Below are 14,672 nucleotides of genomic sequence, written 5' to 3' on the forward strand. Positions count from 1 at the left end.
TTTCTGTATAGCGGCGCATTGCCGCTAATACCGCCGACGTCGCGCAATTAAAGCGGCTGAAAAATAAAAGCCCGTAAAAACAAATCGATTATTCAGCGGAGCACATTGATTCGGACCCGCTTGCCCGCTTGTCTGCAAAAAACCGGACATGCATCCCGGCCGCCCGAGCCCCGCCTGGCCGCCAGCGTTTGCGTCAAAAACGCACATAACGCCAATAAATCGCAAATGCCACAGCGTGGCTCGAAAATGCAAAAAACGACACAATTTTCCACTTAATCGCAAGAAATGCGCGCTGTCGTCGTCAAAAAGACGAGTTAATAAAAATTCCGCTATAGTCGCCATTTTCCAGTCGCCAGCCGGGCAAAAAAGAGCACCAATAAGCCCGCCATCAGGAGTAAAGAACATGAACGCCCGCGAACCCGCTTTCGTCCCCACGTCCCGTAGCGCGCGCTTGCGCCAGATGCTTGTCAGCAGCGAACTCGAATTCATGATGGAGGCCCATAACGGCCTGTCCGCGCGCATCGTTCGCGAAGCCGGTTTCAAGGCGATCTGGGGCTCGGGCCTCGCGATCTCCGCGCAATTCGGCGTGCGCGACAACAACGAAGCGAGCTGGACCCAGGTGGTCGACAACCTCGAATTCATGGCCGACGCCAGCGACCTGCCGATCCTGCTGGACGGCGATACCGGCTACGGCAACTTCAACAACGTACGCCGTCTCGTGCGCAAGCTCGAACAACGCGGCATTGCCGGCGTGTGTATTGAAGACAAGCAGTTCCCGAAGACCAATAGCTTCATTAACGGCGAAGCGCAGCCGCTCGCCGATATGGACGAGTTCTGCGGCAAGATCAAGGCCGGTAAAGACTCGCAGTCGGACGAAAACTTCTCGATCGTGGCGCGCGTCGAAGCGCTGATCGCCGGCTGGGGCATGGACGAAGCGCTGCGCCGCGCGGAAGCGTACCGGCAAGCCGGCGCGGACGCGATCCTGATTCACAGCAAGCTGTCGCGTCCCGACGAAATCCTCGAATTCGCGCGCGAATGGGCCGGCCGCGGTCCGCTCGTGATCGTGCCGACCAAGTACTACAGCACGCCGACCGAAGTGTTCCGCGAAGCGGGCATCAGCACGGTGATCTGGGCGAACCATCTGATTCGCGCGGCGACCTCGGCCATGCAGGCCGTCGCCAAAGAGATTCATTCGAGCGAGACGCTCGTCAACGTTGAAGACAGCATTGCCGCCGTCAACGAAATCTTCCGTCTGCAAGACGCCGACGAGTATTCGGAAGCGGAAGACCGCTACCTGTCGAGCGCGTCGGCCGGTGCTGCCGTGGTGCTCGCCGCGAGCCGCGGCAAGGGCCTCGAAGCCGTGACCGAAGACCGTCCTAAGGTGATGCTGCCGATCGCCGGCAAGCCGCTGTTGCGCTGGCTCGTCGACGCGTTCAAGAAGCAGGGCGTCAACGATATTACGGTGGTGGGCGGTTATCGCGCCGATGCGATCGACACGGCCGGCATCAAGCTGGTGGTCAACGAACAGCACGCGCAAACCGGCGAACTCGCGTCGCTCGCCTGCGCTGCGGCCAAGCTGTCGGGCGACACGGTGATCTCGTACGGCGACCTGCTATTCCGCAGCTATATCCTGCGCGATCTGGTGGAGAGCGAAGTGGCCTTCAGCGTGGTGGTCGATTCGTCGCTGACCGATGCGGAAAACGCCAGCGTGCGCGATTTCGCGTGGTGCTCGGCCGGCGACGATCGCGGTCTGTTCGGCAACAAGGTGACGCTGCGTCATGTGTCGAGCGGGCAGGACGCGTCGTCGGCCATCGCATCGCAAACGCCGCATGGCCGCTGGGTCGGTCTGCTGAACGTGCGCGAAGCGGGTCAGCCGCGTTTGCAGGCGGTGTTGAGCCAGTTGCAGGCGCGTGCGGATTTCGCGTCGCTCGATATGCCCGCGCTGCTGAACGCGCTGATCGAAGCGGGTGAATCGATCGAAGTGCAATACGTGCACGGCCACTGGCGCGGTGTGAACGACCTGGAAGACTTCCGTCGTGCCGGCGACTTCGCGCATGCGCAAGCGCCGTTCGCGGCCAACACGGCAGCCACGGACGCCGCGAGCGGAGCCGCTCAATGATCGAGGCAGCACAGTTCGTCGAAGCGGCGCGCGCGCGCGGCTTCGACTGGTATGCGGGCGTGCCGTGTTCGTATCTGACGCCGTTCATCAACTACGTGTTGCAGGACGAATCGCTGCATTACGTGTCGGCGGCGAATGAAGGCGACGCGGTCGCGCTGATCGCGGGCGTCACGCTCGGCGCGCAAAACGGCCGGCGCGGCATCACGATGATGCAGAACTCCGGGCTCGGCAACGCCGTGAGCCCGTTGACCTCGCTGACGTGGACGTTCCGTCTGCCGCAACTGCTGATCGTCACGTGGCGTGGTCAGCCGGGTGTGGCCGACGAGCCGCAGCATGCGCTGATGGGCCCGGTCACGCCGCAGATGCTGGAGACCATGGAAATTCCGTGGGAGACCTTCCCGACCGAGGCCGACGCGATCGGCCCGGCGCTGGATCGCGCGATCGCGCATATGGACGAAACCGGTCGTCCGTACGCGCTCGTCATGCAGAAGGGCAGCGTGGCGCCGTACGAACTGAAGGACAACGGCGCGGGTGAGCGTCGCGTGCCGGTGCAGGCGCGCTCGACATTTAAGAACGTCGCGGCGAACGAACTCGCTTCACGTCACGACGCGTTGAAAAAGGTGATCGCGCACACGCCGCTGGAGTCGACGGTTGTGCTCGCATCGACCGGTTTTTGCGGGCGTGAACTCTATGCGATCGACGACCGCGCGAACCAGCTTTACATGGTCGGTTCGATGGGCTGCGTGACGCCGTTCGCGCTGGGTCTCGCGCTGTCGCGTCCGGACCTGCAGGTGGTCGCGCTCGACGGCGACGGCGCGGCGCTGATGCGCATGGGCGCGTTCGCGACGCTCGGCGCCTACGGTCCCGCGAATCTCACGCACGTGTTGCTCGATAACGGCGCGCACGATTCCACCGGCGGCCAGGCGACGGTGTCGTCGCAGGTCTCGTTCGCGGGCGTGGCTGCCGCGTGCGGTTACGCGTCGGCGGTTGAAAGCGACGACGTCGGCGTGCTGGAGGAACTGTTCGACGGCGCGCCGCTCGACGGTCCGCGCTTCGCGCGTCTGGCGATTCGCCGTGGCACGCCCGACGGCCTGCCGCGTCCCACCATCACGCCGCCCGATGTGAAGACGCGCCTGATGCGCCACATCGGCGCTGCTTAACGAACAACGACGCACAACGTACAAGCCAAGGAGCGCTCATGCTGCTACTCAATCCCGGCCCGGTGACGCTCACCGAACGTGTCCGCAACAGCCTGTTGCAGACAGATCTGTGCCATCGCGAAAGCGAGTTTTTCGACTTGCAGGAAGAGGCGCGCACGCGTCTGGTCGATCTGTACGGCCTCGACGCGAGCGAATGGCAAGCGGTGCTGATGACCGGTTCCGGCACGGCTGCCGTGGAAAGCATGACCGCGGCGCTGGTGCCGCAGAACGGCAAGCTGCTGGTGGTGGAAAACGGCGTGTACGGCGAGCGTATTTCGCAGATCGCCACGCAGTACGGCATTGCGCACGAGTCGCTGAAACACGAGTGGATGCAGGCACCGGATCTCGCGAAGATCGCCGAACGCCTCGACGCCGACAAGGCGTTCACGCACCTCGCCGTGATTCATCACGAGACGACCACCGGCCGCCTGAACGATCTGACGGCGCTTGGCGCGCTGTGCCGTGAACGCGGCTTGCGTTTGCTGGTGGATGGCGTCAGCAGCTTCGGCGCCGAAGCGATCGATTTCGCCGACAGCAGTCTCGACGCGGTCGCCGCCACGGCGAACAAATGTCTGCATGGCGTGCCGGGCGCGTCGTTCGTGCTGGTGCGGCGCGCGGCGCTCGAACAGGCGGCGAGCCGCACGTATTACCTGGACCTCGGCCGTCTCGCGCGTTTGCAGGATCAGCGCAATACGCCCTTCACGCCTTCGGTGCACGCGTATTACGCGCTCGTCGAAGCGCTGCGCGAACTCGCCGACGAAGGCGGCTGGCGCGCGCGTCACGCACGCTATGCGGCGCTCGCCGAGCAGGCGCGGGTGGGTCTGGCGCAACGCGGCGTGGACAGCGTGTTGCCGCCGGACCAATCGTCGGTGGTGCTGCGCGCGTATCGCTTGCCGAACGGTATCGCGTATCCGCAATTGCACGATGCGTTGAAGGCGCGCGGTTTCGTCATCTATGCAGGGCAAGGCGGGCTGTCGGCCGAACTGTTCCGCATTTCGACGATGGGCAATATTCACGCCGCCGATATCGACCGTCTGTTGCAGGGCTTCACCGAACTGATGCGTTGATTCGGGCCGCCGCCGCTCGGTGCGCGCGGCGGTTTCGGTGGTGCGAGGTCGTGCCGTCGGCCACGCGTTTTCTACACCGGATCTTTGTCCGGCGGCCCGTCGGGCCGCTGCGGCTCCTCGGGGTGATGGCCGGGCGACGGCGGCACCAGCGGATCGGCTTCAGGGTCGCGATTCGGATCGGCGTTGGGATCGGGAATCGGACTGGTATGCATGTCGTAGCTCATGGCATCACCTCGTGGTTGAGCGATGTACGGGCCGGCTAATGGTTCACGGTCGACCGCGGCCGCGCCTCGCGCCGGCTGTTCCTTCTTCTTCAAGCCTAGACGTTCGCGCGACGGCTTGTCCGCTTACTTTCTCGCACGACGCCCCACGCTCAGTTGCCAATAACGTTCGGCGGCGAAGACGTCGTCGTAATTGCCCGCGCCGAACGCCTGCAACTGGCTTCCATATGCATTGACCGCTTCGCGTTTGAGTTGCGCGCGACGCTGGGCGTCGATCGTATGGCCCGCGCTCGGCTGGGCCGGTGTGGCGACCACGCCGCGCTGCACGAGATCGGCGAGGCGCGCCTGCACGACGCCGGGCGTGCGCCGGTGAATCGCTTCCTCGTAACCGAACCATTCCAGATGCGATAGCCGCGGCAGGATTTCGCAGCAGGCTTCGAAAACCCGCACGTGGTCGTCGTGATGCAGACCGAGCGGCATCAGCAAGGTGTTCGCGGTGGTGCGGTAAATGGTTTCTTCCAGCGCCGCCGCCAGTTTGCTGATGGACGGCGAGTCGCGATACTGACCGTCGCGGAACGGCATGCGCAGCGGAATTGCGTCGAGCACTTCGAGCGCGAGGTTGTCTTCGAGCGTGCGCGCGTGGATGGCCTGATACGCGCCCGTGAAGCCCGACTTTTCATCCCATTCGGTATGCATCTCCTGCTCGGGCGGCGCGGCGAAGACGGTACAGATCGCCGTGTCGGGATGGGCGGCGAGAAGTTCGCCGCAACTGAAAACGGCGTCGTCGAAATGGGGCGAGACGATGAACAGGCGTGGGCTGGTTTCGCTCATGGGACGTGTGGTGGTTTCGGGGACGCCTGCCCGGTGCGGGGCGCTGGCGTGGCATGGCGCGGCTTGGAAATCGGGGCGTCTCATCAGCTTAGGCGGAAACGGCGAGATTTGCGTGGCCGTTGTGGGATGTGCAAGCGGTGTGCCTAGGTGGGATGAGCGGGTGGGGCTTCCCGTAGAGGCTCACCTTGAAGTGATCATCCCCTCCTGAATTTACTCACCTTTGCTTGTGGTGACGGCGAGCCGGTTCGGCGATAGTCTTCCCGGGTGGGCGAGTTAGACCGAAACTGGAAATTAAGCGCTCACATGTGAGCGGTTAAACAGCTTAAACGCTCACATGTGAGCGCTTAACGTATTTTTTCTTGATGATGAAGGAGGTGCGCTCGTATACAATCGAATTTCCTATCAGAGAAATGCTTAAGCGCTCACATGAGTACCCTAAAGCCAGATAAGCGCTCACATGTGAGCGCTAAAGAATCGCGAGACCCACTTCCTGCACCTGTTGTCCGGGCGCTGAAGAAGCTGGGTGCCGACCTTGCGCTGGCGCGCCGCCGCCGCCGGCTGACTCAAGTGTCACTGGCCGAACGCATGCAGACCTCGGTAGCGACGCTGCGTCGCATGGAGCACGGCGACCAGCGTGTGCCGATCGGGATCATCGGTCAGGCGCTTCTGGTGCTGGGCGAACTGGACCAACTCAGCGCGCTGCTCGATACGACTGAAGACGATATTGGACTCACGCTGATGAACCAGCAACTACCTCAGCGCGTCCGCAAAAAGCGTGTCACGCCCGAATCGGGGGCGCTATGAAGCGGCCCGTATCGCAGCAAAGCGTCAAGGTGGTACTCGGCCGGGCGGAGATTCCGGTTGGCAGCCTGAGTTTCAACAAGGACGGCGCACGCGAAAGCTCAACTTTTGCCTATCGCGAGGACTGGCTGAAATCGGCCGACCGGTTTGAGATTTCCCCAGACTTGCTGTTAGTGGAAGGCAATCAGTTTCGCAAGCCCCCGTCCCGCGATGACTCGATTTTCCATTTCGCGTTTGCGGATACCGAGCCTGATGGATGGGGGTGCCGGGTCATCGCGCGAGATCACGCGAGGCGTCGCAAGTCGGCACAAGAGAAGGGCGCTGATGTCCCGCGTGCCGGACTGACCGAGATGGACTATCTGCTGGGCGTCGACGACATGAGTCGCATCGGCGCGTTGCGACTCATGGACGACGCGGGCAACACTCTTCGCACCATCGAAGACGGAGGTCGCGGCACGCCACCCCTACTCGAATTGGCTCATCTGATCGGCGCGACACGCGCGGTGGAGATGAACAGGGAAACCGCGGCGGACCTGAAATATCTGCGCGGTCGCGGGACCTCACTCGGTGGCATGCGGCCGAAGTGCACGATTTTCGACGAAGATGGCCAACTGGCCATCGGCAAGTTTCCGAGCATCAAAGACGACCGCAGTGTCACGCGGGGGGAAGTGCTGGCTCTCCATCTGGCTGCGGCTGCCGGTATCACGGTCGCGCAATCGCGCATTGTCATGTCGGACGACATTCCGGTGGCACTTGTGCGCCGATTTGACCGCGTCGCGGACGGAGGCCGGATTCCGTATCTCTCAGCGGGCTCCATGCTGCAGGCCTCCCGGCAAGAGGAACACGCCTATACCGGGATCGCTGATTGCATCGTCGCGCGGTGCGTTGACCCGAAGCGGGATCTTGAAGAATTGTGGCGGCGGCTGGTCTTCAACCTGCTTATCACCAACGTCGACGACCATGTGCAGAATCACGGTTTTCTGCACGTGGAGCATGGCCAGTGGCGTCTCGCACCGGCATTCGACATCAATCCGTTTCCCGACAAGGATTCTGAGCTGAAGCTGTGGCTGAATGAAGACTATGGTCCGGTCGATTCGATCGAAGCCGTGGTGAACGAGGCCGGTTATTTCAGGCTCGAAACGGGCGAGGCCAAGCGCGTGCTCGGCGAAGTCTGTCGCGCAGTGAGCGATTGGAAACGCGTCGCGAAGTCGGCGCCGGTCGGTATGACCGACGAGGACCTCGACGCCTTCCAGCCGGCATTTGAGAATGAGCAGACGAAGATGGCGCTGGCACTGCTGTGAGTCAGAAGACCTGCACATCCTGCGGTATCGATGAGCGGGCGGCCAGTGTGTCTAACGGCAACACGACGTTCCTTCAGCGGCCAACTCCGCCGCGCGCCTGAACGCGCTCACGATGGTCGCGACGATATCCTCGCGCAAATGGGCATCGGCCGTTCTCAATGCGTACGACGGATGCCACGTCGGCACGATCAGGCGCCCATCTCGCGCAATGGTCTGCCCGAGGTATTCCGACAGATTGACGTGCGCGCCGGTCAGCGCTTTCAGCGCGGTCGCGCCGAGCGTCACGACCACACGCGGCGCGATGTGCGTCAGCTCCTGCTCCAGCCAGTATTGACAAGCCTCGACCTCGCGCGGCGCAGGCGTGCGATGAATGCGCTGCTGGTCGAGCGTCTCCCACTTGTAATGCTTGATCGCATAGGTCAGATACAGCGCCGACCGCTCGAGACCGGCGCGCGCGAGCACGGTATCCAGCAACTGACCAGCCGGTCCGCCGAAGGGTTCGCCGTGCTGGTTCTCGTACTCGCCGGGCTGTTCGCCGACCACCATGAGCGTCGCCCGAGCCGGCCCGGCGCCCGCGACCGCCTGTTTCGCGTTGCGCCATAACGCGCAGCGCCGGCAGGTGGCGAGCGGGCCGGTCGGCTCGCGCAATGGCGGCGTCACCGCGGAATATTCGATGGGCGCCCTCTCCGGCACGGTGACGGCGGCGCTCTGCGCGCCGAGACGGCTGCGTTCCCGCGCGAGGCGGGCGGGCAGCGGCGGACCGGCGGCCGGTGTGCGCCAGTAACGCAGCGGCACGGGCGCCGGTTCGGCGTTGAAGGCGCTGGCGTAATACGCGAGCCACAGCGCCTCGGTCGGTTCGCTGGTGATGGCCTCGCCGGCCATAGCGCCGGCGGGTAAGGCGTGAGCGGTTTGTGCACTTTCCTCGGTGGCCGGGCGGCCGATCCGCAGCAGCATGCCGTTCCAGAACGCCGCGCCCTGCGGCGTGGCCAGCATCCAGGTGGAGTCGCCCATGCGCTTGCCGAAGTAGGCGGCGGCACGCTCCAGCAGATCGTGATGCGGCTCGTACCAGCCGACGAACTCCGGCAGTCCCATCGACGGATCGCGACGCCGGAACAGCGTGAGGGTCACCAGGTCTTCGGATTCGTGGTCGACCGACTGGATGCGTTGCGCGAGTTGGGCGCCGTCGGGGTCGTCGAGGGCGATCACCTGGCGCTCGCCATGGGTCCAGCGCCAGAGGACGCGGTAGAGAAGCGCCCAGCGGTCGGGGGCGCGATAGCAGGCTGCCGCTTTTAGCCGCGCGAGCAATTCGCGTGGGATGGCGGGTGGGGCGGTGTTGTTCGGAGTGGGTGAGCTGCCGGTGACTGCGGTAGCGGAGATGTCTGTCGTGTCTGTCGTGCCGCTGGTGCTTGTCACCGCCGGGCTCGACGTATCTTGCCCCGCGTCTGAGCGAGCGCCTTCTAGCGCGTCGCTCGCCAACTCGACCCACTCGACCTGCGCCGGCTCGATCTCCTGTCGCAGCAGGGCGCGCGCCGCGCGGCGCCATGCGGCAAAAGACGGTTCGATGGGAATACGCTTCATGCGGGTAAAATGCTGTATGGATATACAGTATCCGCCCAAACCACCACGAAGATCAAGCCACTAGACCTTGAGCAGATCCTCCGGCGTATCCACGTCCCGCAAAATACCCGGATCGTCGACATCCAGCCGCGTCACTCGTTGCGACATCAACAAAGCGCGCGCGCCGGTATCGCCGTCGAGCATCAGCAACGCGTCGCGATGTTCGATCCCGAAACCCACCGGATGCCCCCGCTGTCCCTGGTAAAACGGCGCGACCAGCGAAGCCCCGCCATCGAGCGCGTGAGCGACGGCTTCGATCGTGGCGGTGGCGATGCGCGGCATATCCGCCAGCGCGACGATCCAGCCTTCGGCGTCGTCGCTGGCTTCGATGCCGGCGGCGAGGCTCGCGCCCATGCCGCGCTCGGCGTCGGCGGCGAACACCACGTCGCAACCGGCGTCGTTCAGCAGTCGCGCGAGCGCGTCCGAGCCCGGCCGCACCACCGCGAGCACCCGCGTCACCACCCGCAGCAACCGATGCGCGGCTTCATGCGCGACCGGCGTGCCGTCGGGCATGCGCGCTAAAAGTTTGTTGTGGAGGCCCTCGGGATCGAAGCGAGAGCCGAAGCCGGCGGCGAGCAGCACGCCAGTGGCGAGTGAGGCGTAGGCCATGGGCGGGCACCGGTGGAAAGAATGAGACCGATTGTGCGATGCAACCCAGGCACAGGCAAGCGCCAATGCATACGCCTGGCGCTTGCTGTCTAAATTCACGCCGCTATCGTCGAGGTTCGCCGCTTCGCAAGGTCACGAGGTTACGAGGTCACGACGTCACACTTTCACAGCCTCACGACGAAACGCGTTCGTCCAACAAGCGTGGCTCCCTCAAACCTGCATCACCCCCATCACCTTATCGAGCGTGACCGGCAAATCGCGCACCCGTACCCCCGTCGCGTGATACACCGCATTCGCGATCGCGGCCGGCACGCCGGTAATACCGATCTCGCCGATGCCGCGCACGCCGAGCGAGTTGATATACGGATCGGGCCGGTCGATAAACGTAATGTCGAGCGAACCGATATCCGCGTTCACCGGCACGTGATACTCGGCGAGGTTCGCGTTGGTGAAGCGCCCATAGCGCGTATCGAGCAGGGTTTCCTCCTGCAGCGCCGCGCCGATTCCCCAGACGATGCCGCCCATCAACTGACTGCGCGCCGTCTTCAGGTTCAGCACACGGCCCACGTCGTAAGCGGCCACGACGCGCGGCACGCGAATCGTGCCTAGCTCGGCGTCGACATGCACCTCGACGAACACCGCGCCGAACGAGTGGAACGAGTACTTCTGCTTTTCTTCGCCGGGTTTGACGGTCGCGGTTGCCTCGATCGGCTTGCCGCCCGAACGCGCGATGATCGCCGCCGCCGGATCGCGTTTTCCCGGCTGCGAACGGCTCGTCACCCAGCCGTCGATCACCGTGATGTCTTCGAGCGCGATGCCGTACACGGGCGAAGCCTCGTCGGCGAGCGCCAGCGTGATCAACTGGCTGCGGGCCTGATTGGCCGCGTCGCGCACGGCCGGCGACACGCTTGCCGCCGATTGTGAACCGCCCGACACCGGCGCGCGCGGCAGCGAAGAATCGCCGAGCGCGAAGTGGATGTTTTCCGGCGCGAAGCCGAGTGCATCGGCGGCGACCTGGGTCATCACGGTGTAAGTGCCGGTGCCGAGATCCTGCGTGCCCGAGGCGACCATCGCGGTGCCGTCCGGCAGAATCCGCGCGATAGCCGCGGCTTCGCTGCGGTTGGCCGGATACGTCGCGGTCGCCATGCCGAAGCCGATCAGCGTGTTGCCGTCGCGCATGGAACGCGGTGTGGCGGTGCGCCGCGACCAGCCGAATTTTTGCGCGCCGATCTGATAGCACTCGCGCAACGACTTTCCCGACCAGGGTTTGTTTTCCTGCGGATCGGCGTCGGCGTAATTCTTCAGGCGCAAAGCGAGCGGGTCCATCTGCAGGGCGACCGCGAGTTCGTCCATGGCCGATTCGAGCGCGAACGAACCGGTGGTCTCGCCCGGCGCGCGCATGAAGGTCGGCGTGCCGAGGTTGAGCGGCACGATGCGGTGCGTGGTCACCTGGTTGGGCACTGCGTACAGCATGCGCGTGACCATGCAGCAGGTCTCGGTCCAGTCTTCGATCACCGACGTATTCGACGTGCTGTCGTGACGCATGGCGGTCAGCGTGCCGTCGTGGCGCGCGGCCAGAATGAAGCGCTGTTCCGTGTGCGGCCGCGCGCCGACCGGGCCGAACATTTGCGGCCGTTCGAGCGCGAGCCGCACCGGCCGGCCGGTCTGCCGCGCGGCCATTGCGCACAACGACACATGCGACCACGACGAGCCCTTGCAACCAAAGCCGCCGCCGACGAATGGCGAAATCACGCGCACGTCGGCGGGCGACATGCCGAACGTTTTGGCGATCGCCTGCGCCGCGCTGCTGACGCCCTGCGTCGCGTCGTACAGCGTGAGCTGCGGGCCGTCCCAGCGCGCCAGGGTGGCGTGCGGTTCCATCGGGTTGTGATGCTCGATCGGCGTGGTGTAGGTCGCATCCACATGCACGGCGCCGTTGCGCATGCCGTCGTCGAAACTGCCGCGCTGAGTATCCGTTTGCCTGCCTTGCGGCCGATCCGGCGCGTGCGCGTTCGGTTTCGCCTGCGTGAAGTCCACGGTCGCCGCGCTGGCCTGGTAGGTGATGCGCAACTGGTGCGCGGCGTCGGTGGCATGTTCGAGCGTGTCGGCGACCACCACCGCGACCGGCTCGTTGTTGTAGTGAACCTCGTTGTCCTGCAGCAGCGACAGACGCCGGCCGGCCGGCGGCGCGAGCGCCGGTTTGCCGCCGTTCGGCAGACGCGGCGCGTTCTGATACGTCATCACCAGCAGCACACCGGGCAGCGCCTGCGCGCGACTCGCGTCGATCGACGCAATCGTGCCGCGCGCAATCGTGCTGGTCACGAGCACCGCATGCGCGAGACGCGCTTCGGGGAATTCGGCGGCGTAGCGCGCTTCGCCGGTGACTTTGAGCAGACCGTCGATCCGGTCGACCGGTTGTCCGATCAGATTCATACGACACCTCCCGCGCGGCCGGCGGCCTGGTTCACGGCACGCACGATCGCGCGCTGCGCGAGCTGCACCTTGAAGCGATTGTCGCGCTGCGGACGCGCGTCGCGTAATGCGGCGGCGGCCGCGTTGCGCAGCGTGTCCTGCGTGAGCGTCTGACCGTTGAGCATCTGTTCGGCCGCACTCGCGCGCCACGGTTTGTGCGCGACGCCGCCCAACGCGATACGCACGGTGCTCACCCGATCGCCGTCCATCTGCAAAGCGGCCGCCACCGAGATCAGCGCGAATGCGTAACTGGCGCGGTCACGCACTTTCAGATAATGCGCGTGGCTGCTGAAGAGCGGCGGCGGCAGATCGACAGCGGTGATCAATTCACCGGGCTGCAGGGTCGTATCGACATCGGGGCGATCGCCAGGTAATCGATGAAACTCGGCGAACGGAATCACGCGTTCGCCGGCGGGACCGCTGACGCGAACCACCGCGTCGAGCGCCGCGAGCGCCACGCTCATGTCCGACGGATTCACGGCGATGCACTGCGCGCTCGTACCGAGAATCGCGTGTGTGCGGTTCAGGCCGTCGAGCGCCGCGCAGCCGCTGCCCGGCATGCGCTTGTTGCACTGCGTGAAGGCGGTGTCGTAAAAGTAACCGCAGCGGGTACGCTGCAGCAGATTGCCGCCGACGGTCGCCATATTGCGCAGTTGCGACGACGCGCCCGCCAGCAATGCTTGCGAAAGCAACGGATAGTGCTCGCGCACCAGCGCGTGATTGGCCGCGTCGCTATTGCGCACCAGCGCGCCGATGCGAATGCCGCCGTCGGGCTGCGTGGTGACCGTATCGAGTCCGCCGATATGGGTGATATCGATCAGCCGCAGCGGCCGCGCCACGCCGCCCTTCATCAGATCGAGCAGATTGGTGCCGCCGCCGATAAACACCGCGCCCGGCTGCTGCGCCGCGCGCACGGCGCCGGCGACATCGCCGGCGCGTTCGTAAGAGATCGCATCCATGCTGGTCGCTCCGTTACGCGTTGCGCTGGGCGCTGTCTTGCGGCTGGCCCTGCAACGGGCCGACGGCCGCGTTGCCGGTCTGGCCGCTACCGTCGTGCACCGCGCGTACCGCGGCGACGATGTTCGCGTAGGCACCGCAGCGGCAGATATTGCCGCTCATGCGCTCGCGGATTTCAGCGTCGGACAGTTGCGCGGGGCGGTCGCGCACGTCGGCGGTGACGGTGCTGGCCGTACCGCTGCGGAATTCGTTCAGTAGGGCAGTCGCGGAACACAACTGCCCGGGCGTACAGTAGCCGCACTGAAACGCGTCGTGTTCGATGAACGCGCGTTGCATTGGACTCAAGACGCCGTTGCTGGCGAGTCCTTCAACGGTCGTGATCTGTTCGCCTTCATGCATGACCGCGAGCGTCAAACACGCGTTGATGCGGCGGCCGTCGGCGAGCACCGTGCAGGCACCGCATTGACCGCGGTCGCAGCCTTTCTTCGTGCCCATCAGCCCGGCGTATTCGCGCAGCGCGTCGAGCAGCGTAACGCGCGGTTCGAGTTGCAGCGTGTAAGGGCGGCCGTTGACGGTCAATGTAACCGGACGCGGCGGCACGGTTTGCCGGACCGGCGCAGGCGGCGCGACTGGCGTTTGAGTTTGCGCGTGCAGATGCGGCGCGGCGCCGACTGTCGCGGCAGCGGCGGCGGTTTGCAGAAAGCGGCGGCGTGAAGGTTGATTGGGTGTGGCGGCGGGTGCGTCGCTCGAATCCGGACGATCGGTATGCGTGGGCATGACGTTCTGTCGACTCCATTGAAAGGTCAATGCAGGCTGGCGAAGCGTCGAATTCCGAAGCGTCGCGATCCAACGGATTTCACGCAGCAATTTGGATGCCGTTGTGAGTACAACGGTATTAGAAAAAAGGGGAGACAGCAAAGCGAATCTCGCCGGCCGGCGGTGGCGTGTGCCGATGCCGTGCGTGGAACGCCGAGCCGGCGCGCGCCCGTTCGCGATGCCTGCCGGTTCGCGCACTACAGTTTTGTGTATTCAGATTTGAATCGGCGGCGTCTGGTTGCCCGCCGCCGTTCGCCCGATCGTCATCGGTGACGATCAATCAATTACCGACGATAATCGCGCCCCGACGCGCCATGCGCCCACAGCGCGCCAGCGACGAACCCGGCCAATGCCACCACCGCAATCGCCGTGAACGGACTTTCGGCCGTGGTTTCACGCACGAGACTCGTTGTGCTCGCGCAAAGCTGTTGCGCCTTGCCGCTGAGCTCGCGCGCTTTGCCGGCCATCTGTGTGCCGGTGTCGCCCAACACGTCGCCGACCGCGCTTTGCACCTTGCCCGCGACTTCGTTGACTGCGCCTTCCGCTGAATTGGTGTCCATACGTTTTTGCTCCCATTGTCATATTTACGCGTGGCGCGTCTGTCATCGCAACGCCGCCACACCAGGGTTTCGCGCAACCGCCCGGCGAGGCGGCGTACGTCC

General features: G+C 64.8%; 14 protein-coding genes. 5 read left to right on the top strand and 9 right to left on the bottom strand.

Annotated features, from left to right (window positions below; all coding sequences use genetic code 11):
• Positions 1-24 precede the first annotated feature (24 nt).
• Positions 25-405: a hypothetical protein gene (locus GGD40_RS32245; protein WP_179710101.1), complete on the bottom strand. Its 381-nt coding sequence runs from the start codon at positions 403-405 to the stop codon at positions 25-27.
• Here GGD40_RS32245 and aepX point away from each other — a divergent pair.
• The 3 genes from aepX to GGD40_RS32260 are packed head-to-tail and all read left to right on the top strand — an operon-like array spanning position 404 to position 4,385.
• A complete protein-coding gene (aepX, locus tag GGD40_RS32250) occupies positions 404-2,119 on the top strand; it encodes a phosphoenolpyruvate mutase (protein ID WP_179746355.1) in 1,716 nt (571 codons plus the stop codon). The genes GGD40_RS32245 and aepX overlap by 2 nt on opposite strands.
• On the top strand, positions 2,116-3,279 hold the full coding sequence (gene aepY / locus GGD40_RS32255) for a phosphonopyruvate decarboxylase (RefSeq protein WP_179746356.1): 1,164 nt from the start codon (positions 2,116-2,118) through the stop codon (positions 3,277-3,279). Before aepX ends, aepY begins: the two co-directional genes overlap by 4 nt.
• 38 nt (positions 3,280-3,317) lie before the next feature.
• On the top strand, positions 3,318-4,385 hold the full coding sequence (locus GGD40_RS32260; RefSeq protein ID WP_179746357.1) for a 2-aminoethylphosphonate aminotransferase: 1,068 nt from the start codon (positions 3,318-3,320) through the stop codon (positions 4,383-4,385).
• A gap of 71 nt (positions 4,386-4,456) precedes the next feature.
• Here GGD40_RS32260 and GGD40_RS32265 read toward each other — a convergent pair whose 3' ends face one another.
• Both GGD40_RS32265 and GGD40_RS32270 read right to left on the bottom strand, forming a co-directional pair.
• On the bottom strand, positions 4,457-4,609 hold the full coding sequence (locus GGD40_RS32265; protein WP_167444599.1) for a hypothetical protein: 153 nt from the start codon (positions 4,607-4,609) through the stop codon (positions 4,457-4,459).
• A gap of 123 nt (positions 4,610-4,732) precedes the next feature.
• Positions 4,733-5,437, bottom strand: coding sequence for a PIG-L family deacetylase (locus GGD40_RS32270; protein ID WP_179746358.1), 705 nt, complete (start codon positions 5,435-5,437; stop codon positions 4,733-4,735).
• A gap of 426 nt (positions 5,438-5,863) precedes the next feature.
• On the opposite strand from GGD40_RS32270, the gene GGD40_RS32275 reads away from it, so the two are divergent.
• On the top strand, positions 5,864-6,241 hold the full coding sequence (locus tag GGD40_RS32275; RefSeq protein WP_179710091.1) for a helix-turn-helix domain-containing protein: 378 nt from the start codon (positions 5,864-5,866) through the stop codon (positions 6,239-6,241).
• Entirely contained in the window at positions 6,238-7,539 is a 1,302-nt protein-coding gene (locus GGD40_RS32280; RefSeq protein WP_179710088.1) for a type II toxin-antitoxin system HipA family toxin, read from the top strand. Before GGD40_RS32275 ends, GGD40_RS32280 begins: the two co-directional genes overlap by 4 nt.
• 51 nt (positions 7,540-7,590) lie before the next feature.
• Here the strand turns inward: GGD40_RS32280 and GGD40_RS32285 are convergent, their stop codons facing one another.
• The 6 genes from GGD40_RS32285 to GGD40_RS32310 form a co-directional block, all read right to left on the bottom strand.
• Entirely contained in the window at positions 7,591-9,117 is a 1,527-nt protein-coding gene (locus GGD40_RS32285) for a UdgX family uracil-DNA binding protein (RefSeq protein ID WP_179746359.1), read from the bottom strand.
• Between the two features lie 60 nt (positions 9,118-9,177).
• Positions 9,178-9,765, bottom strand: a complete 588-nt coding sequence (locus tag GGD40_RS32290) for a nucleotidyltransferase family protein (protein ID WP_179746360.1) — start codon at positions 9,763-9,765, stop codon at positions 9,178-9,180.
• A gap of 210 nt (positions 9,766-9,975) precedes the next feature.
• Positions 9,976-12,198: a xanthine dehydrogenase family protein molybdopterin-binding subunit gene (locus GGD40_RS32295; RefSeq protein ID WP_179746361.1), complete on the bottom strand. Its 2,223-nt coding sequence runs from the start codon at positions 12,196-12,198 to the stop codon at positions 9,976-9,978.
• Positions 12,195-13,196 carry an FAD binding domain-containing protein gene (locus tag GGD40_RS32300; protein ID WP_179746362.1) on the bottom strand — a complete coding sequence of 334 codons (1,002 nt, stop codon included), beginning with the start codon at positions 13,194-13,196 and terminating at the stop codon, positions 12,195-12,197. The genes GGD40_RS32295 and GGD40_RS32300 overlap by 4 nt, the downstream gene beginning before the upstream one ends.
• Positions 13,197-13,209: 13 nt before the next feature.
• Entirely contained in the window at positions 13,210-13,971 is a 762-nt protein-coding gene (locus GGD40_RS32305) for a 2Fe-2S iron-sulfur cluster-binding protein (protein ID WP_179746363.1), read from the bottom strand.
• A gap of 323 nt (positions 13,972-14,294) precedes the next feature.
• Complete coding sequence (locus GGD40_RS32310) at positions 14,295-14,570, bottom strand: CsbD family protein (protein WP_179710078.1); 276 nt, start codon at positions 14,568-14,570, stop codon at positions 14,295-14,297.
• Between the last annotated feature and the right edge of the window lie 102 nt (positions 14,571-14,672).

The sequence above is a fragment of the Paraburkholderia bryophila genome (genome assembly GCF_013409255.1).
GTDB lineage: Bacteria > Pseudomonadota > Gammaproteobacteria > Burkholderiales > Burkholderiaceae > Paraburkholderia.

Coding starts and splice junctions, on each gene's coding strand:
- GGD40_RS32260 (WP_179746357.1), top strand. CDS start 3,318: ATGCTGCTACTCAATCCCGGCCCGGTGACGCTCACCGAACGTGTCCGC.
- GGD40_RS32265 (WP_167444599.1), bottom strand. CDS start 4,609: ATGAGCTACGACATGCATACCAGTCCGATTCCCGATCCCAACGCCGAT.
- GGD40_RS32305 (WP_179746363.1), bottom strand. CDS start 13,971: ATGCCCACGCATACCGATCGTCCGGATTCGAGCGACGCACCCGCCGCC.
- aepY (WP_179746356.1), top strand. CDS start 2,116: ATGATCGAGGCAGCACAGTTCGTCGAAGCGGCGCGCGCGCGCGGCTTC.
- GGD40_RS32275 (WP_179710091.1), top strand. CDS start 5,864: ATGAGTACCCTAAAGCCAGATAAGCGCTCACATGTGAGCGCTAAAGAA.
- GGD40_RS32310 (WP_179710078.1), bottom strand. CDS start 14,570: ATGGACACCAATTCAGCGGAAGGCGCAGTCAACGAAGTCGCGGGCAAG.
- GGD40_RS32290 (WP_179746360.1), bottom strand. CDS start 9,765: ATGGCCTACGCCTCACTCGCCACTGGCGTGCTGCTCGCCGCCGGCTTC.
- GGD40_RS32270 (WP_179746358.1), bottom strand. CDS start 5,437: ATGAGCGAAACCAGCCCACGCCTGTTCATCGTCTCGCCCCATTTCGAC.
- GGD40_RS32285 (WP_179746359.1), bottom strand. CDS start 9,117: ATGAAGCGTATTCCCATCGAACCGTCTTTTGCCGCATGGCGCCGCGCG.
- aepX (WP_179746355.1), top strand. CDS start 404: ATGAACGCCCGCGAACCCGCTTTCGTCCCCACGTCCCGTAGCGCGCGC.
- GGD40_RS32245 (WP_179710101.1), bottom strand. CDS start 405: ATGTTCTTTACTCCTGATGGCGGGCTTATTGGTGCTCTTTTTTGCCCG.
- GGD40_RS32300 (WP_179746362.1), bottom strand. CDS start 13,196: ATGGATGCGATCTCTTACGAACGCGCCGGCGATGTCGCCGGCGCCGTG.
- GGD40_RS32295 (WP_179746361.1), bottom strand. CDS start 12,198: ATGAATCTGATCGGACAACCGGTCGACCGGATCGACGGTCTGCTCAAA.
- GGD40_RS32280 (WP_179710088.1), top strand. CDS start 6,238: ATGAAGCGGCCCGTATCGCAGCAAAGCGTCAAGGTGGTACTCGGCCGG.